This window comes from Paenibacillus sp. WLX1005 (assembly GCF_046603685.1).
GTDB lineage: Bacteria > Bacillota > Bacilli > Paenibacillales > Paenibacillaceae > Saccharibacillus.
This window is the reverse complement of the sequence record NZ_CP176756.1, coordinates 953838-971997: the sequence shown is the minus strand read 5'-3', so window position 1 is coordinate 971997 and position 18160 is coordinate 953838. Positions and strand designations below refer to the sequence as shown.

11 protein-coding genes, 17 tRNA genes and 4 rRNA genes are annotated in these 18160 nt (G+C 46.5%); 5 read left to right on the top strand and 27 right to left on the bottom strand.

The window, feature by feature from the left end; all coding sequences use genetic code 11:
* The 24 genes from ACE3MZ_RS04295 to ACE3MZ_RS04180 all read right to left on the bottom strand — a co-directional run bounded on the left by ACE3MZ_RS04295 (position 1) and on the right by ACE3MZ_RS04180 (position 9659).
* Positions 1–672 carry a PspA/IM30 family protein gene (locus tag ACE3MZ_RS04295; protein WP_411345253.1) on the bottom strand — a complete coding sequence of 224 codons (672 nt, stop codon included), beginning with the start codon at positions 670–672 and terminating at the stop codon, positions 1–3.
* A gap of 73 nt (positions 673–745) precedes the next feature.
* Positions 746–1057 (bottom strand): hypothetical protein, encoded by a 312-nt coding sequence (locus tag ACE3MZ_RS04290; protein WP_411345252.1) that lies wholly within the window; start codon positions 1055–1057, stop codon positions 746–748.
* Positions 1058–1305: 248 nt separating this feature from the next.
* Positions 1306–1379, bottom strand: a tRNA-Arg gene (locus tag ACE3MZ_RS04285).
* Between the two features lie 12 nt (positions 1380–1391).
* A tRNA-Cys gene (locus tag ACE3MZ_RS04280) sits at positions 1392–1465 on the bottom strand.
* A gap of 14 nt (positions 1466–1479) precedes the next feature.
* A tRNA-Gly gene (locus ACE3MZ_RS04275) sits at positions 1480–1554 on the bottom strand.
* 12 nt (positions 1555–1566) lie between these two features.
* Positions 1567–1641, bottom strand: a tRNA-Gln gene (locus ACE3MZ_RS04270).
* A 7-nt stretch (positions 1642–1648) separates the two neighbouring features.
* Positions 1649–1721 (bottom strand) — tRNA-His (locus tag ACE3MZ_RS04265).
* A 30-nt stretch (positions 1722–1751) separates the two neighbouring features.
* Positions 1752–1825, bottom strand: a tRNA-Trp gene (locus ACE3MZ_RS04260).
* 7 nt (positions 1826–1832) lie between these two features.
* Positions 1833–1917, bottom strand: a tRNA-Tyr gene (locus tag ACE3MZ_RS04255).
* A gap of 23 nt (positions 1918–1940) precedes the next feature.
* Positions 1941–2016: transfer RNA gene (locus ACE3MZ_RS04250), tRNA-Thr, on the bottom strand.
* Between the two features lie 15 nt (positions 2017–2031).
* Positions 2032–2107, bottom strand: a tRNA-Phe gene (locus tag ACE3MZ_RS04245).
* A gap of 73 nt (positions 2108–2180) precedes the next feature.
* Positions 2181–2256: transfer RNA gene (locus ACE3MZ_RS04240), tRNA-Asp, on the bottom strand.
* Positions 2257–2260: 4 nt separating this feature from the next.
* A tRNA-Met gene (locus ACE3MZ_RS04235) sits at positions 2261–2334 on the bottom strand.
* Between the two features lie 21 nt (positions 2335–2355).
* Positions 2356–2431, bottom strand: a tRNA-Val gene (locus tag ACE3MZ_RS04230).
* A 97-nt stretch (positions 2432–2528) separates the two neighbouring features.
* Positions 2529–2600: transfer RNA gene (locus ACE3MZ_RS04225), tRNA-Glu, on the bottom strand.
* A 23-nt stretch (positions 2601–2623) separates the two neighbouring features.
* Positions 2624–2715: transfer RNA gene (locus tag ACE3MZ_RS04220), tRNA-Ser, on the bottom strand.
* A gap of 3 nt (positions 2716–2718) precedes the next feature.
* Positions 2719–2794 (bottom strand) — tRNA-Asn (locus ACE3MZ_RS04215).
* A gap of 40 nt (positions 2795–2834) precedes the next feature.
* Positions 2835–2951 (bottom strand): 5S ribosomal RNA (rrf, locus tag ACE3MZ_RS04210).
* A gap of 62 nt (positions 2952–3013) precedes the next feature.
* Positions 3014–5940: ribosomal RNA gene (locus tag ACE3MZ_RS04205) — 23S ribosomal RNA — on the bottom strand.
* Positions 5941–6088: 148 nt separating this feature from the next.
* Positions 6089–6164 (bottom strand) — tRNA-Ala (locus ACE3MZ_RS04200).
* A gap of 22 nt (positions 6165–6186) precedes the next feature.
* Positions 6187–6265: transfer RNA gene (locus ACE3MZ_RS04195), tRNA-Ile, on the bottom strand.
* Between the two features lie 25 nt (positions 6266–6290).
* Positions 6291–6407, bottom strand: a 5S ribosomal RNA gene (rrf, locus tag ACE3MZ_RS04190).
* A 140-nt stretch (positions 6408–6547) separates the two neighbouring features.
* Positions 6548–8102: ribosomal RNA gene (locus ACE3MZ_RS04185) — 16S ribosomal RNA — on the bottom strand.
* Together the 16S, 23S and 5S rRNA genes with 17 tRNA genes alongside form the textbook arrangement of a ribosomal RNA operon.
* 678 nt (positions 8103–8780) lie before the next feature.
* The gene (locus ACE3MZ_RS04180) at positions 8781–9659 is read right to left on the bottom strand and encodes a helix-turn-helix domain-containing protein (protein WP_411345251.1); all 879 of its coding nucleotides are present in this window, start codon (positions 9657–9659) and stop codon (positions 8781–8783) included.
* 177 nt (positions 9660–9836) lie between these two features.
* Between ACE3MZ_RS04180 and ACE3MZ_RS04175 the strand changes: the two genes are divergently transcribed.
* The 5 genes from ACE3MZ_RS04175 to ACE3MZ_RS04155 all read left to right on the top strand — a co-directional run bounded on the left by ACE3MZ_RS04175 (position 9837) and on the right by ACE3MZ_RS04155 (position 14098).
* Entirely contained in the window at positions 9837–10001 is a 165-nt protein-coding gene (locus tag ACE3MZ_RS04175; protein WP_411345250.1) for a hypothetical protein, read from the top strand.
* Positions 10002–10231: 230 nt separating this feature from the next.
* Positions 10232–10813 carry a hypothetical protein gene (locus ACE3MZ_RS04170; protein ID WP_411345249.1) on the top strand — a complete coding sequence of 194 codons (582 nt, stop codon included), beginning with the start codon at positions 10232–10234 and terminating at the stop codon, positions 10811–10813.
* Positions 10806–11900: an arginase family protein gene (locus tag ACE3MZ_RS04165; RefSeq protein WP_411345248.1), complete on the top strand. Its 1095-nt coding sequence runs from the start codon at positions 10806–10808 to the stop codon at positions 11898–11900. The genes ACE3MZ_RS04170 and ACE3MZ_RS04165 overlap by 8 nt, the downstream gene beginning before the upstream one ends.
* Positions 11869–12822, top strand: coding sequence for a hypothetical protein (locus tag ACE3MZ_RS04160; protein ID WP_411345247.1), 954 nt, complete (start codon positions 11869–11871; stop codon positions 12820–12822). Before ACE3MZ_RS04165 ends, ACE3MZ_RS04160 begins: the two co-directional genes overlap by 32 nt.
* A gap of 10 nt (positions 12823–12832) precedes the next feature.
* On the top strand, positions 12833–14098 hold the full coding sequence (locus ACE3MZ_RS04155; RefSeq protein WP_411345246.1) for an MFS transporter: 1266 nt from the start codon (positions 12833–12835) through the stop codon (positions 14096–14098).
* 108 nt (positions 14099–14206) lie between these two features.
* Here the strand turns inward: ACE3MZ_RS04155 and ACE3MZ_RS04150 are convergent, their stop codons facing one another.
* The 3 genes from ACE3MZ_RS04150 to ACE3MZ_RS04140 all read right to left on the bottom strand — a co-directional run bounded on the left by ACE3MZ_RS04150 (position 14207) and on the right by ACE3MZ_RS04140 (position 17801).
* Positions 14207–15085 carry a nucleotidyltransferase-like protein gene (locus tag ACE3MZ_RS04150; protein WP_411345245.1) on the bottom strand — a complete coding sequence of 293 codons (879 nt, stop codon included), beginning with the start codon at positions 15083–15085 and terminating at the stop codon, positions 14207–14209.
* 399 nt (positions 15086–15484) lie between these two features.
* On the bottom strand, positions 15485–17194 hold the full coding sequence (locus tag ACE3MZ_RS04145) for a glycosyl hydrolase family 18 protein (RefSeq protein ID WP_411345244.1): 1710 nt from the start codon (positions 17192–17194) through the stop codon (positions 15485–15487).
* Between the two features lie 166 nt (positions 17195–17360).
* Positions 17361–17801, bottom strand: coding sequence for a Fur family transcriptional regulator (locus ACE3MZ_RS04140; protein WP_411345243.1), 441 nt, complete (start codon positions 17799–17801; stop codon positions 17361–17363).
* Positions 17802–18160: the final 359 nt, after the last annotated feature.

The window sequence follows — 18160 nt, the reverse complement described above, 5'->3', positions numbered from 1 at the left end:
TCAGCCCTCCTTCCGCTGCTGATCAAGCTTGCGTCTCAGACGCTCAAGCTCGGCATCAAGTGCAATCGCACTGGCGGGATCAGAACCACCGGATGGATAACTGTCCATCTGACGTACATCACGTACCGCTTTGGCTTCAAGCTCCCAATCAGAGATGCGATCTTCCAGTCGATTAAAGGAAGGCATGTTGCCGCCTCCATTGCCAAAACGTCGATTCATCTGCTGCTGTAAACGAAGTGTTTCCATGCGAGCATGATAATATTCACGTTTGCTATACACAATCTGATATTCCGATTTCAGCGTATTCAACTGATACTCGATCTCGTTGAGCGCTTCTTTATTTTTATCCAGCAAATCATGATACTGGTTTTCCTTTTCTTCATACATAACCTTTTCCTGCAAAGCCATACGTGCCAATTCTTCCTCTTCCGCTTTCAGAGCCAACATCGCTTGTTCTTCACGTTTCTGGCGCATTGCAGATGCTTTTTCCACATGATGATTCAGTTGACGTGTGTGATGCGAAATGCTGTTATGCAGCTGCTCTGCCTCCGCAATCTCCTGACGAGTATCCAGCAAAAACTGATCAATCAATCGAACCGGATCCTGACTTTGTTCCAGCTTTTCATTTAAAGTCGCTACGGTGATATCCCGTATACGTTTGAACATGTTCATGGGTAAATGCTCCCTCCCTTACTGTAGTGCACGGGTTAGTAATTCCACTTCATCATTCAACGTTCGAACGCAATTAGTACGTTTGATGACGATTCTTGAGCATATAGACACCACCGACAACAAGAGCAATACCAATAATTGGTCCGATTAAGAAAGAAAGTTTGGAGAAAAGAATACATGCTCCGATGATTGCTAGTACGAAGCCAAGAACTTTACGTCCACTTTGAAGCGCATAATAACCAAGTGCAATCAATGCAACTGGGAAGAGCAGTCCGATCAAATGCCCCATCAGACTATGTAAAACAGGAACGAATTTTCCGAATACAATCAATGCCCCAATGACAATCAGTCCGACAGCTGCAACACTTTTCCGATTAATATTCACTGTACTCACCTCCCTTAATACTCAATTGCCTTATAACTACATTCTAAAGAAAATGATAGCATTGCAAAATGGACCGGGGATGGTATTTTGACCTAGACCTTAGACGGGGAGTATATAGGAAAATGAACGTTAATAAAGCAATTCTGCTTCAATGCAATATAAAATAAAAAATAATACAATACAACAAAAAAAGCTCATTAGCACATGAACTTCTTCATGAACTAATGAGCTTATAATTTAAAAAGATACGCGCCCTAAGAGATTCGAACTCCTGGCCTTTTGATTCGTAGTCAAACGCTCTATCCAGCTGAGCTAAGGGCGCTTAATAAAATACTGGAGGCGCCACCCAGATTCGAACTGGGGATAAAGCTTTTGCAGAGCTGTGCCTTACCACTTGGCTATGGCGCCATATAAAATTGAAATGGAGCGGACGACGGGAATCGAACCCGCGACCCTCGCCTTGGCAAGGCGATGCTCTACCGCTGAGCCACGTCCGCTCAATGAAGTAATGGCAGGGGATACAGGATTCGAACCTGTGCGTGACGGAGTCAAAGTCCGTTGCCTTACCGCTTGGCTAATCCCCTATAAAAGGGCGATCGACGGGAATTGAACCCGCGAATGTCGGAGTCACAGTCCGATGCGTTAACCCCTTCGCCACGACCGCCAAAGTATGAAAAGTGAATAAAATATAATATGGCAGGGGCAGCAGGAATTGAACCCACACTAACGGTTTTGGAGACCGCTGTTCTACCTTTAAACTATGCCCCTATAAAACTGGTGGAGGCTGATGGATTCGAACCACCGAACTCAGAGAGAACAGATTTACAGTCTGCTGCGTTTGGCCACTTCGCTAAGCCTCCATAGTAAGAAAAGAAAGAAAAAATGGTGCCGGCGAGAGGATTTGAACCCCCGACCTACTGATTACAAGTCAGTTGCTCTACCAACTGAGCTACACCGGCAAGTGTAAATAAAAATGGTGGCTCGGGACGGAATCGAACCGCCGACACGAGGATTTTCAGTCCTCTGCTCTACCGACTGAGCTACCGAGCCTTAATGATGCATGGTACAGTGTCGACTCTCTACTTACATTCAATCCAGTAGCCGAGAAGATACAAGATAAAAATGGCGGAACCGACGGGATTTGAACCCGCGATCTCCTGCGTGACAGGCAGGCATGTTAACCCCTACACCACGGTTCCATCATTGCGGGGACAGGATTTGAACCTGTGACCTTCGGGTTATGAGCCCGACGAGCTACCGGACTGCTCCACCCCGCGTCGTTGATAAGAAATTCTAGATGGTGGAGACTGAGGGGATCGAACCCCCGACCCTCTGCTTGTAAGGCAGATGCTCTCCCAGCTGAGCTAAGTCTCCATAGGACACAAGATTGATTGTATCATCATTTTCAAGTTAATGTCAAACCTATCAACTTCTATGTACAATCAATACTATGAGTATTGAAGTAAAGATATGACCCGTAGGGGATTCGAACCCCTGTTACCTCCGTGAAAGGGAGGTGTCTTAACCCCTTGACCAACGGGCCTTATAATTAATAGAGAAAACATATGGCGGAGAGAGAGGGATTCGAACCCTCGAGACGCTTGTGACGCCTACACGATTTCCAATCGTGCTCCTTCGGCCAACTCGGACACCTCTCCATATGGCTCCCCGAACAGGACTCGAACCTGTGACAACTCGATTAACAGTCGAGTGCTCTACCAACTGAGCTATCAGGGAATAGTCGCCACTCCCTAGAAGTGGCTAGTCTTGCTATTTCGCTTGGCAACGTCCTACTCTCCCAGGACCCTGCGGTCCAAGTACCATCGGCGCTGGAGGGCTTAACGGTCGTGTTCGGGATGGGTACGTGTGGAACCCCTCCGCCATCATCACCAAACGTGCAGATGTGTTGATCACCTGAAAACTGAATCCGAAACGATCCATCGCGTGTTTAGAATCTTGGATAAGCCCTCGACCGATTAGTATTGGTCAGCTCCATGCATTGCTGCACTTCCACCCCCAACCTATCAACCTCGTCGTCTTCAAGGGGTCTTACTACTTGGGAAATCTCATCTTGAGGGGGGCTTCACGCTTAGATGCTTTCAGCGCTTATCCCGTCCGCACGTAGCTACCCAGCGATGCTCCTGGCGGAACAACTGGTACACCAGCGGTGCGTCCATCCCGGTCCTCTCGTACTAAGGACAGCTCCTCTCAAATTTCCTACGCCCACGACAGATAGGGACCGAACTGTCTCACGACGTTCTGAACCCAGCTCGCGTACCGCTTTAATGGGCGAACAGCCCAACCCTTGGGACCTACTTCAGCCCCAGGATGCGATGAGCCGACATCGAGGTGCCAAACCTCCCCGTCGATGTGGACTCTTGGGGGAGATAAGCCTGTTATCCCCAGGGTAGCTTTTATCCGTTGAGCGATGGCCCTTCCATGCGGTACCACCGGATCACTAAGCCCGACTTTCGTCCCTGCTCGACTTGTAGGTCTCGCAGTCAAGCTCCCTTTTGCCTTTGCACTCTTCGAATGATTTCCAACCATTCTGAGGGAACCTTAGGGCGCCTCCGTTACATTTTAGGAGGCGACCGCCCCAGTCAAACTGCCCACCTGACACGGTCCCCGTACCGGATCACGGTACTAGGTTAGAACTCAGATGCGATCAGGGTGGTATCCCAACGGCGCCTCCAAGGAAGCTTGCGCTCCCTCTTCCAAGGCTCCCACCTATCCTGTACAAATCGCACCCCAGTTCAATATCAAGCTGCAGTAAAGCTCCATGGGGTCTTTCCGTCTTGTCGCGGGTAACCTGCATCTTCACAGGTATTAAAATTTCACCGGATCTCTCGTTGAGACAGCGCCCAAATCGTTACGCCATTCGTGCGGGTCAGAATTTACCTGACAAGGAATTTCGCTACCTTAGGACCGTTATAGTTACGGCCGCCGTTTACTGGGGCTTCGGTTCATAGCTTCGCCCGAAGACTAACCACTCCCCTTAACCTTCCAGCACCGGGCAGGCGTCAGCCCGTATACTTCGCCTTGCGGCTTCGCACAGACCTGTGTTTTTGCTAAACAGTCGCTTGGGCCTTTTCACTGCGGCCCCCTCGTGCTATTCACACTACCGGGGCACCCCTTCTCCCGAAGTTACGGGGTCATTTTGCCGAGTTCCTTAACGAGAGTTCTTCCGCGCGCCTTAGAATTCTCTTCTCACCTACCTGTGTCGGTTTGCGGTACGGGCACCTGCTTCCTGGCTAGAGGCTTTTCTTGGCAGTGTGAGATCATGACCTTCGCTACTGTAAGTTTCGCTCCCCATCACAGCTTGACCTTAGAGTGTGCGGATTTACCTACACACCAGTCTCACTGCTTAGACAGGCATCCATCAGCCTGCGTCACTACCCTCCTGCGTCACCCCGTTGCTCATAGCGGCTTTCGGTGGTACAGGAATTTCAACCTGTTGTCCGTCGACTACGCCTTTCGGCCTCGCCTTAGGTCCCGACTTACCCTGAGAGGACGAGCCTTCCTCAGGAACCCTTAGGTTTTCGGCGGATCAGATTCTCACTGATCTTTTCGTTACTCATACCGGCATTCTCACTTGAATGATGTCCAGCGCTCCTTGCGGTACACCTTCAATCCTCATTCAACGCTCCCCTACCCCTGATACAGATGTATCAAGCCATAGCTTCGGTGGTGTGTTTAGCCCCGTTACATTTTCGGCGCAGAGTCACTCGACCAGTGAGCTATTACGCACTCTTTCAATGGTGGCTGCTTCTAAGCCAACATCCTGGTTGTCTGGGCAACTCCACATCCTTTCCCACTTAACACACACTTCGGGACCTTAGCTGATGGTCTGGGCTGTTTCCCTTTCGACAATGGACCTTAGCACCCACTGTCTGACTCCCGGAATAAAGTCTGCGGCATTCGGAGTTTGACTGAACTTGGTAACCCTTGCGGGCCCCGCATCCAATCAGTGCTCTACCTCCGCGACTCACCTTCCGAGGCTAGCCCTAAAGCTATTTCGGGGAGAACCAGCTATCTCCGGGTTCGATTGGAATTTCTCCGCTACCCCCACCTCATCCCCGCACTTTTCAACGTGCGTGGGTTCGGACCTCCAGTACGTGTTACCGTACCTTCATCCTGGACAGGGGTAGATCACCCGGTTTCGGGTCTACGTCCACGTACTACAGTCGCCCTATTCAGACTCGCTTTCGCTGCGGCTCCGGCTTCTCACCTTAACCTTGCACGGGAACGTAACTCGCCGGTTCATTCTACAAAAGGCACGCCATCACCCATAGATCGGGCTCTGACTTCTTGTAAGCACACGGTTTCAGGTTCTATTTCACTCCCCTTCCGGGGTCCTTTTCACCTTTCCCTCACGGTACTGCTTCACTATCGGTCGCTAGGGAGTATTTAGCCTTACCAGATGGTCCTGGCAGATTCATACGGGGTTTCACGTGCCCCGCACTACTCGGGATCCGTCTCGGAGGGAATATACTTTCAACTACAGGGCTTTCACCTTCTACGGCGGGCCGTTCCAGACCTCTTCATCTACCATATTCCTTTGTCACTCCAAAGAGACGTCCCACAACCCCAAGAAGCAAGCTTCTTGGTTTAGGCTGTTCCGCGTTCGCTCGCCGCTACTGACGGAATCACTCTTGTTTTCTCTTCCTGAGGGTACTTAGATGTTTCAGTTCCCCTCGTCTGCCTCTACACATCCTATGTATTCAGATGTGAGTCACTGGAGATGAATCCAGTGAGGTTTCCCCATTCGGACATCCCCGGATCAAAGCTTGCTTACAGCTCCCCGAGGCCTTATCGTTGTTCGCCACGTCCTTCGTCGGCTCCTAGCGCCTAGGCATCCACCGTGTGCTCTTACTAGCTTAACCTAGTTGGTGGTCTTCTTATCAAAAGAAGAACCTATCTTACTCTTCGTTACCGATCCTGTTTACACAGTGTTCAGTAAGAACAGTCTTCTAAAACGCGATGTTTCGTTTCGGTATCCAGTTTTCAAGGATCAACTTGTCAAAATAATATTGGTGGAGCCAAGCGGGATCGAACCGCTGACCTCCTGCTTGCAAGGCAGGCGCTCTCCCAGCTGAGCTATGGCCCCATATACAGTATGAAATAAAAAATGGTGGGCCCTGGTGGACTCGAACCACCGACCCCACACCCTTATCAGAGGTGCGCTCTAACCAACTGAGCTAAGGGCCCACAATAGAAATGATGAAGATGCATCGCTTGGCAGCGTCCTACTCTCCCAGGACCCTGCGGTCCAAGTACCATCGGCGCTGGAGGGCTTAACGGTCGTGTTCGGGATGGGTACGTGTGGAACCCCTCCGCCATCACCACCAAACGATGACGCAATCTACATCGAGAGATTAACCTCTCAAAACTGAACAACGAAGTGAATGTCGGTCAACGTAGTGACCCGCGTCTGGTTTCCCAAACGACTTAGAGTTGAATGTCTTCGTTGCAGAAGACGATTCTCCATAGAAAGGAGGTGATCCAGCCGCACCTTCCGATACGGCTACCTTGTTACGACTTCACCCCAATCATCTACCCCACCTTCGGCGGCTGGCTCCTTGCGGTTACCCCACCGACTTCGGGTGTTGCAAACTCTCGTGGTGTGACGGGCGGTGTGTACAAGACCCGGGAACGTATTCACCGCGCGGCATGCTGATCCGCGATTACTAGCAATTCCGACTTCATGCAGGCGAGTTGCAGCCTGCAATCCGAACTGAGACCGGCTTTTTAGGATTCGCTCCACCTCGCGGCTTCGCCTCCCGTTGTACCGGCCATTGTAGTACGTGTGTAGCCCAGGTCATAAGGGGCATGATGATTTGACGTCATCCCCACCTTCCTCCGGTTTGTCACCGGCAGTCTGCTTAGAGTGCCCATCATTACATGCTGGCAACTAAGCATAAGGGTTGCGCTCGTTGCGGGACTTAACCCAACATCTCACGACACGAGCTGACGACAACCATGCACCACCTGTCTGGAATGTTCCGAAGAAAAGGTACATCTCTGTACCGGTCATTCTGATGTCAAGACCTGGTAAGGTTCTTCGCGTTGCTTCGAATTAAACCACATACTCCACTGCTTGTGCGGGTCCCCGTCAATTCCTTTGAGTTTCAGTCTTGCGACCGTACTCCCCAGGCGGAATGCTTAATGTGTTAACTTCGGCACCAAGGGTATCGAAACCCCTAACACCTAGCATTCATCGTTTACGGCGTGGACTACCAGGGTATCTAATCCTGTTTGCTCCCCACGCTTTCGCGCCTCAGCGTCAGTTACAGCCCAGAGAGTCGCCTTCGCCACTGGTGTTCCTCCACATCTCTACGCATTTCACCGCTACACGTGGAATTCCACTCTCCTCTTCTGCACTCAAGTCACCCAGTTTCCGATGCGACCCGAAGTTGAGCTTCGGGATTAAACACCAGACTTACATGACCGCCTGCGCGCGCTTTACGCCCAATAATTCCGGACAACGCTTGCCCCCTACGTATTACCGCGGCTGCTGGCACGTAGTTAGCCGGGGCTTTCTTCTCAGGTACCGTCACTTCTCTAGCAGTTACTCTAGAAAACGTTCTTCCCTGGCAACAGAGCTTTACGATCCGAAAACCTTCATCACTCACGCGGCGTTGCTCCGTCAGGCTTTCGCCCATTGCGGAAGATTCCCTACTGCTGCCTCCCGTAGGAGTCTGGGCCGTGTCTCAGTCCCAGTGTGGCCGATCACCCTCTCAGGTCGGCTACGCATCGTCGCCTTGGTGAGCCGTTACCCCACCAACTAGCTAATGCGCCGCAGGCCCATCCTTCAGTGACAGATTGCTCCGTCTTTCGTTCGTCGTCCATGCAGACATCGAAAGTATCCGGTATTAGCTACCGTTTCCGGTAGTTATCCCAGGCTAAAGGGCAGGTTGCCTACGTGTTACTCACCCGTCCGCCGCTAAGTCTCAAGAAAGCAAGCTTTCTATTAACTCCGCTCGACTTGCATGTATTAGGCACGCCGCCAGCGTTCGTCCTGAGCCAGGATCAAACTCTCCATAAAAGTGTTTGACTTGCTCAATGCTTGCTGGCGAGAACATTGCTGTTCTCTATTGTTTGAAGAACGAAAGTTCTTCACTCACTCGTTGTTCAGTTTTCAAAGATCAAGCTCTTTCGTTACCGCTCAATATTTCTCGCAGCAACTTTTATATCTTATCATGTTGTGTTTCTTTCGTCAAGCACTTTTTTAAAGGAGTTTTTCTCTTTTCAAGTGTTTAACTTGGATCTTTATGATATACCTCACATCGCTATCACTCGTTCGTGACAACTCTTAGATCATATCATGTTATCAATTATTTCGTCAACAATTTTTTTTCAAAATCATTTAAAAGTTTGTTTGATTGAAATTAATGACATTGTTTATTCTGCTTGTAAAACTGTAAAAGCTTTAAGCGGAACGTTTTATAATTTATCATAAATGAATTGTTTGAGTCAACTATTTATTTAGCATTTTATTATCGATCTATAAAGGTCACCACTTTGTCTTTACAACTTATTTGGTTGATTCCTATTCTAATGTGAAATCCTTTTCTGATCTATGATAAAAATCGGATTATGATATAGATTGTTTTCTAGTATCTAACATTCATGAAATAAGGCTTGGACACTTGTATCTACTACCTTAAAGGGGATTACATGTTTACTCTCTAGCTTCATAAGCATAGCTCGACTATTTGCTGTTCTATGAAGACCATGAATTCAATTCTCTATCTACAATTGTAATTAGCTCTGTTTTATGGGTAAGTTCAAATATACTTCTTGCTTTATTGATATAACTCCTACCTTCTTCTCTTCGTTTAAGATTTACTAGATTGATCCCCATTTGATAATGTAATTCTCCAAATAAGTACAGACGTTCTTCCTGAATGCATAGTTTGATTCCTTTTTGACAATACAATAAAGAGTTCTGATATTGCTCCAGATTGATTAATGCTTTGGATAGATTGTAGTAGAGACGTAATTGGATATTACGATCCTGTACTAGAGGAAGTTTGTCCAAGCTTTGTAATGCAGTATGAAATATCTCTGCTGCTTGGCTGTATTCGTGCAATTGGTCGTGAATAATTCCGATGCTGTTCAGAATCTCGGTTTGACGTTCAGAGTAGATTCGATTGATTTGCGGTGTGAGGTCGAGTGACGCATACAGACATTGCATTGCATAGTCGGCATTTTTATAAATCTGAAAGTGGCACATGCCTTCATGCCATAACAAAAACTGCTTTTTATCTTTGGAATCGAATAGCGGATTATCTTTTTCTTTTTGTACCATCCATAATGCTTCATCGTATTCTTTGTTCCTAACATGCTTTCGTAAAAAATAAAAGAAATCACTCACGTAATCAAATTCAGGGCTTCTTACAAACGAAAAGAAATAATCCAATGTAATGCCAAGCCTGCTGGTCAACTCAGATAATGTGCTGCTTAACGGAAGAATGTCACCTTTTTCAATTTTGCTGATTTGCGCTTGAGTACATATGTCTTGTGCCAGCTGTTGCTGCGACATTCCCATTTCTAGTCTGAACTTTTTTAAAGTTGATCCTAACGTATTATACTGCTGCATGCCATTCTCCTTTCTTCATGATACATGGAATATGCCTACAATTATATTTTATCACGCTACAAGTATTATTTGTTATTAAGTGTAATAAAACCCAAAAAATATGATCATTCCGGCTTTCTCCACCCTTTTAGACAATGTTGTATGATCAATTCAGTTCTTACATAAGGAGTGGTGATCATGAACATTGTATTCAAATCATTGTGTGCAGGGCTGCTATTTTTTTCAACAGTTAACTCCATATTGACAATAAGTATGACCACCATGCATCCCGCTTCTAATCATGATGTGATCTTTTCCGGCAAGCAGGAAGAACTGCCTCACGAAAATGGATTAAAGGTCTAATTGACTTTTAATAAATATTACTCGTGAAAGGAGGAGTCCATCATGAAAAAAAGTATCGTTCTGAAACCTGTTGACGCGAAAGACCTGAAAGAACTGGAAGCGAACCGCAGAAATGCTTCTGGTCGCTGTGCAAGCGGACGCTGTGCTTCTGGCCGCTGTTAATATACTTAGGAGGTGCAGAAAGCTTCGGCTTTTTGCACCTCCATTCCTTTTCTCAAGGAGGAATGGGCATGCTGATCATTATGTGGATTGTGTTGGTCTATATTTTGTTTACGTTCGTAAGCACGTATATTCATGAACTTGGGCACGCGTTAAGTGCTTATGCTCTTGGTGCTAATCAGGTAGTTATTGCCAAAAGTCGTCGTTCGTATCAGGTAGAGTTCAAAACATACTTTGCGTTTGAACAGGAGATGACAGAAAAGCAAAATATCATTGTCAGTGTAGCGGGCGTAGGATTGCAATTTATTTTCTCTATGATTCTGATCTGGCAACCTTTCTCCATGATGCTATCCTGTATCGCGCTCATCTATATGCCTTATATTTTCTTTAACCTTTTACCATTTTATGGATTGGATGGTCATTATGTATTGGAAAACATGGCTACATTCAAAATGCGAATATGGAGTATATTACTGTACCTTTCATTTTGCATTAGTTGGATAGCAGCCTTATCGGGTTTACAAAGTATATTAGCATTGTCTCATTCGTACGCTCAATGGACGTACCTGTTATTGTGCCTGCTGATATGGGGACAGGTTGTACTGAAATTTGTACGCTATTCCATAAAAGGAAGAAGGTTGGAACATGAATAAGACGAAATATGTATTAGATAAAACTCTTCGGGGCGAGGCAATCATTAGCGATTCTTCTTTGGAAAACTTTTGGCTATCTGAAGACGTTACATGTTCCAGCCCTACGCAGGATATATGCTTCTATCACGCCTCTCTACCATCCGCCCCTTATTCGGAACAGCTTCATATTATGGGTCTACCCTTCGCTGACGGCTCCAACCATCCAGACAGCAAGGTACGGCAGTTTCCGGCGACGCTACGTTATGTGAGTACGAAAACGCCGCTTTACCCAGCACTGGAACGTACACAATCCAGTGGAATTTTCGATATAAACTATCAGGAGCATATCCTCACCCATTGTCATCTACATGATTGCGGCGACATGTCGCTCCAAGACTACAATGCTGAGGCACTTTCACAATCGTTGGAACTGCCGATTCGGCAATTTTGCTCCGCTAACGCCAAATTCGCATATATTGGCGGCGATCACTCGGTTACATACCATATTCTGAAGCAATTGAAGCAGAATGGTCGACGTATTCTTTATTTACATTTTGATGCCCACCTGGATTGCGGCTCTGATCCTCTACGCCTGGATCATGAAGTACATCACGGAAATTTTGTGCGTCATTTACTTGCCAATCAAATTGTTGAGCATGTGATACAGCTCGGTGTTCGGGGACTTCGCTCACTTGGGCAATATTATGAGCATCCACGCCTATCCTGTATTCCTGCTGCACAATTGAATGCGCAAGAACTACAGCATATATTGGAATCGTTATCAGCGTATCATTATGATATCTACGTCTCATTCGATGTCGATGTTTTGGACCCTTCTGTATTTCCTTTTGTTGATTTCCCTTCTCCTGGTGGTCCGTCTGCACATGTATTGCTGGATGTCATTCGCAGCTTGCGGTATGTACCAGGCATCATCGGCATGGATCTGGTCGAAGGTCATGGCGCAGATATAAACGCAGAACATATTCCTTTTCAATATGACACTGTGATTCATATCTTCTCTCAGCTACTGCATATGCTTCAACAATCTGTGTCTATTCCAGAAAGGAGCATCCCCCATGAATACGAAAACAACACCATTACAAAATGAGTTAGATCAACTGCTTCGATATGAAAAAGAGCATGGACTGGGCTATGATGATTTTATGGCACTCGTGAACATCTCCAAAGAGCTGCTGCCCTTAGATTCCGCTGATACCAATCATATTGAATCCACTTGGATGAAATATCGCATGAACAATCTGGAACAAAATGAATATCGTTTATCCCCAGATGCCTTTGCTGGTTTTGACGAGATTGTCGGTGCCGAGCATATTTTACAATGTGTTCGAAACAAGGGAGTATTCGGTACGTTTCATTATGGAGCCTATCGATATGTCGGTCTTGAACTGGTACGCATGATGGAGAATCTGAATTCGCGTCTGGATGTGGTGGTGGATCAGGATTCGTATGATAGCGAAAAGGAACTGGAGCCATGGAACGATATTCGTCGAGAGTCGGATATTCACTATATTGTTTCCGAGGAGCAGGGCAGCGGTCTAAAGTTGGTACGCATTCTTCGCAACCGTGGAAATATTCTCCTCTATCTCGACGGCAATACCGGGTCCGGCGAGGATTCGCAGCCTCTCGTTTGTCAGCATTTGACTTCTTCCGTGCAGATGCGTAGCGGGATTTACCGTCTGGTATCGCTATTAAAAAAAGAACTGTGTATTGTAATCGCGGATCAACCGGAACCGGGTCATAATCGTCTGATCGCCTATAAACCATTTGCTGTAGATAAAACAAAATTGCAGAGCAGTGCGGATCATAGTTATTCCCTATTTCGCGATTCCCTGATGAAGCGACCGGATTTGTGGCGTTTCTGGTATCGTCATCATCAGTATGTGCATCAGTGGGGCGACACACTTACTGATGAGAGTTCCTTTTCGCCAAATGTCGATTGGATAGATGAGGAGTATGGGTTAGGTGTGGATTTGAGAACGGGTCAGATTTACGAAACCAAAACAAATTGAGGTTGATCATATGAAGCTGTGGAAAAACCGACCTTTTGTATATTTGTTTCTCGCCCGCTTTGTAGCGTTAATCGGTGATGGTTTATTATTTTTAGCCTTATTGAAAATGCTGGAATTGCAGCAAACGGGGAGTATAGGATTGTCGTTTTATTATTTAGCTGCCGGTATCCCCGCTTTTCTGTTTGCGATTCCAGCAGGTGCCGTTGTTGAAAAATCCAATTTACAAAAAACGATGATTATAACGGATCTGACGCGTGCGCTATTGATCGTTATATTTATCGCCATGCAAATCTATGGTTGGCAGCATCCAGCACTAATTTATACACTGTTGTTCGTTATTACGATCAACGATATGTTTTTTCTGCCTGCCAGCCAATCTTTACTGCGCTGGATCGTTCCAGAGGAGTTACGCCCTTCCGCCAACGGTCAATTGCAAATGGCCATGATGACTGGCAAGTTGCTGTCCTATTCGATGGGTGCATTTTTAATCAAACAAGGGATGAGCCTATCTATGCTGTTAGTCGTGACGATTGCAACGTTTCTATGTTCGGCTAGCATTGTACTACGTATTCGCCCGTATATTGTCAATCACAGTAATCAAACAGCTAAAACACTTCAACTTGCTGTTGAGGGTGTGCGATTTATACAACGAACGCCTGTTATTCGTAGCATCTTTATCATCTTTGGATTGGCATGGCTTGTTGGATCGTCCATTGATATCTTTTTGATCTCTTATTTAAATCAAATTCTGCATATGGGTACGGAAAATCTGTATTTGATCTCTATCTTTTCACTTTGCGGAATCGTGATCGGCTCCCTGCTTGCCCCGTGGTGTTATAAAACTATAAATAAAAAGATCGGCTTTTGCCTGCCCAGTCTGATCTTCGGATTGGTGATTGTCGCTTATGCTATGCAGCTTCCGCTACCAGTTCTACTTGTTTCTCTCATGATTGGCGGAATTGCGCAAGGTATTTTCATTACGTTTGTGAACTCGTATTTGCAAGAGATTACGTCTCAGGATTATTATGCAAGGATATCCAGCTTCTACACACTGCTAATGCAAGGTGCGAGTTTACCAGGGTTTTTCCTGATTGGTGTACTTATTGAGCGTACTGGTGTCCTTTATACCGGATATATGATTGGATTGTACATGATCCTGCTTGCCGTCTTCTCGCTATTCATTCTGCCTTCGCTACAAAAACAAAAAGAAGAGCAGACAGATATTGCTCTTCCGGTACATCCATTACAGGATGAGTATTCTGTTTCCAATCGTTAATACCGTTCATCGTCTATAACCAACCACTCATAAGTAATGATCAAAGTATGCCTTATTCGGGCATGCTTTTTTGTTTTAGTTTATGACGCTATTTTGTACCTGATCTCCTTAGCCGATCCAATAACGGATCTCGCGTTCGCCGCCGGGTGTTGGTTTCCAAGTGATGGTCTCGTTAATGAGTGAGCGATAGACCAGCTTGCGAATAACCATCGACAGGTTGCTGCCGATATGGGACAGTTCGGGATGATCCATTAATTCGCGGATACTCCACGGCTGTTTGCGACTGCGCAATACGCGGAATAAGGCTTCTGAGCATTCTCTCATTTTGGACATGACGGAGAATTCACAGGCGAGTAGAACCAGCTCTACACGCTGCTCCATCGTTTCGGTACTGAAGGCGAGCTGCTCGTACAGCTTGTGTACGTCCAGCTTGTGTTCGCGAACTTGCTCCCAGACAGCGGATACCGGGTAAATCCCCTTTTCACACAGATCAATGCGTGCCCAGTGCTGTAGCGCCTGAAAGATGCAATTGTAGGCATCCATCGTTTGCTGCTCTTGCATATGACGTTTAGCTTCTACATACAAGGCGAGAAACTGAGCAAATTCCAGCAGAATACGGCGCTCGCTCAGTGGACGAGAAAAATGAGTGAACTGTTCGCGCATCCGCTCCAATTCGCGGTCGGTATCCCAGATGATCTCGCCATTCATGAATTGTTCGACCAGCATAGGGTTGCGGCCGGTAATCGTATCATTTTCCAACATTTGACGGTCGACATAAATAACTTGAATATTCGTATTAAATGCATCCATACGATGCTCGATGATTTCCTCTTCCTCATGCTGTCGGTAAACGACAATAATCAGCACATCGAAATCATGCAGCAGCGAACCGTTAAAGTTACTGCCTCTGCTTCGGGAAGCGATGGCTCCGATGATCCGGTGATTGTTTTTGTTCTCATGAAGAAAAGAAAGATTGGTTAATTCCACAATATCCTCCCTTATCCGTTCAACGAAATATGGACGGCAAACCAGGCAAATCCCATTCTGACGATGCTATGCCTTCTTGCATAACAATTTCGCTGACCACCCCTTTTTCTCCTGCTGGTACAAAGCAAAATTTCGTAAAAATGAATAGATGTGAAATTTACAAGCTGTATGCAAAGCTTGCTACGATGCATTTAAATATTGTATCAACACGGAAAAAGACAGCCTTTTTCGCCATAATTCGGAAAAGGCTATCTTTTTCTGAAACCATTGCTTGGATATTTGAGTGCTTATCTCGTTTGTTCAAGAATGTCATTACAATTATGAATCATGCTAATGGGGTTACATCACGCCAAGTTTGCTTTGTTGATTCGGTTCGGTATGATTGCATCCTTAGTGGAATCATTGCGCTGATATGCCGGATAGGGCGTTCCAGGCGCGATCATCGCCGAGGCTACGAGTCCATGAGGCGATACCGCCCAGACCGAGTTCGCGGGCGAGTTTGACACGAGTTTGCAGGGATACTTCGTCTTCAATCCAGATTTTCTGGGTGGCTCCGTTGTCCTGGTATTCCACATAGTTTTGTCCGGTAGTTTTGTCGTATTGTGGTTGTAGCTTCTTCTCTTGAATCAGGTTGGCGATCTTCTCCATACCGTATGCGCGCGAGGAGACTTTCGTCTTGCCATTCTCCTGCTGCTCCGTCCAAATACGGGTATAGAGCGGGACACCTAGTATAAGCTTATCCGCTGGCACTTCGTCTTCTTCCAGCAAACGACGTGTTGCGTTCTCTACCCATGGTAAGGAAGCGACCGAACCCGATTCTGGACTAGACGCCCAATGTTCGTCGTATGCCATCAGCATCATATAATCAAGCGATGGCGCCAACGCGCGGCGATCTAGAAACTTCGACCATAGTTCACTGTTCGACTTTGGTGTAACGTCCATCGATAAGATCAAATTACGCTGTGCGGCTAACGGCTTCAATTCACGTATGAATTGTACGACATTCGGTCCATCGGATGTATGGACACTTTCAAAGTCGATATTGATGCCATCCAGTTGATACAGATCGGCATATTCCAGCATTTGCGCAATGATGCGGCTGCGTTTCTCATATGTGGATAGTGCCTGTGTTGTACGATCAGCGTCAAACCCGTTACTGAGTAAACCCCATACTTCGATATTGCGGTTATGCGCCCAATTGACGTATTCCATATCGGCTTTGCTACGCACATTGCCGTTATTGTCAATAATCTCGAACCAGGTTGGGCTAAGGACATTGATACCGGGCAAGGAGCCGATTTGGTGCGGGTCAATGCGCTTCTCATAAACGGCTTCCCAAGCAAGATTGACCTTTTTGCCACGCCAGTCAATATCGACACGATTGTCAGCAATGGTTGGCACTGGTACGGTAACGAGCTTTTCCAGTTCGATCTGACTGCGCTGGATATAGCCGACGACTCCGCTATCCAGCTGAGCAAATACCCATTGATCGCCCGTTTCCCATATGCGCAGACGGCTATCCGGCGTTACATCAGCATAGATACGTGCATGAATGCTATCATCTGTTCGCATCGGTACGGTGCTATCGCCGTTAGAGACATGGGCATATTGTATGTTGTCGCCAGCGCGCATGAGAATAACGGCTCCGGTCTGTGGATCTTCGTATACATCGACATGATAAATCTGTTTGAGTGGCGCAATGGGAATGTAGAAGATGTCGTCTTCTTGCTGTGGAGCGACACGCAGCTGCTCAGACTTCATATTTAGCTCTGCTTCGGTACTTCCTTCCTGCAAGTGCATAATATTGCTACCCGTCGTCAAAATGACGGAACGTGTGCTTTCTTCATAACGGATGTTCTCATTAATCTGCGATTGGACAACCGATAATGGCAGTTGCAGCGATTCTCCACTGCCAGCTGCGGGTTGATCCATCAGTACGCCTTCCACGAAAATAGGCTTGTTCAAGCCTTTCCAATCTGGGTCTTCATGTAGTGAGTTAGGCAAAATCAAAAAGGCAGCGAATCCGGCAACGATGATGAATACCCAAATTCCAATCCACCATTTGATGATACGGCTTTTGCGTGCGCGTGAGCGCCTCTGTCTGGTCAAGGTAACCCTCCTATGTGCTGTGCGGTATCTGTAGATGCGATAGCGACTGTACTGGATTGACATGATGGACGTAGGATGATGCTGATTGCTTCTCTCTATGTAGTTTAACCTTGTACTTCATAAAAAAAGCAGCACAGGATGAAATGATCTGTGCTGCCGAGATAGTTTACTTCATTGCTTGTGGAGTATGCTGGCAAGACGGGCAAATTCCCGATACTTCCATACGATGACCGGAAATACGATAACCGGTATGCTTCTGCGCTTGATGCTCGACATCAGCGAGAATCGGATAATGAAAGTCTTCGATTTTGCCGCATTGCTGACAAATAATATGATAATGCTCGGTAACGTTAGCATCAAAACGGCTGGAGCTGTCTCCATACGTTAATTCGCGTACCATGCCCGCTTCCATCAGCATTTTCAGATTGTTATATACCGTAGCCACACTCATGCTTGGAAAACGTGGCGCCAGCGCACGGTAAATCTCATCCGCGCTTGGATGCTCCAACTCCTCCAGCAAATAGGTCAATATAGCATGTCGTTGTGGCGTGATGCGCACTCCACTTGTTTTCAGTTGTTCTAGTGCATGTTCTACACGTGCTGTCATCTGCCCACCATCCTGTTGAACTTCCAAATTTCGCAGGTTCCTGTTCCGTTGCGATGCGTAATGCCTGCATGTAACGCGCAGACGTATATGATTTACATTTTACGTGCTGCAAAAAGGGATTGTCAACGCTGCAAGCTGGCAGAACGAGTTCGTGGACAAATGGATGCTGGGTGGGTGTATACATTTATTCATTATCTGTAATGACACTACTGTTAAAAGTACTGCAATTGAAACTGTGTTGCTTATGGTATTGGCGTTTGTTTACAGTAAGAGCCAGTCAGTATGGTTTAGCATGAAGATATACCGATCATTCGCAATAGCAGCGCTACGATTAGTATTGACGTTGCTATTTCATACTG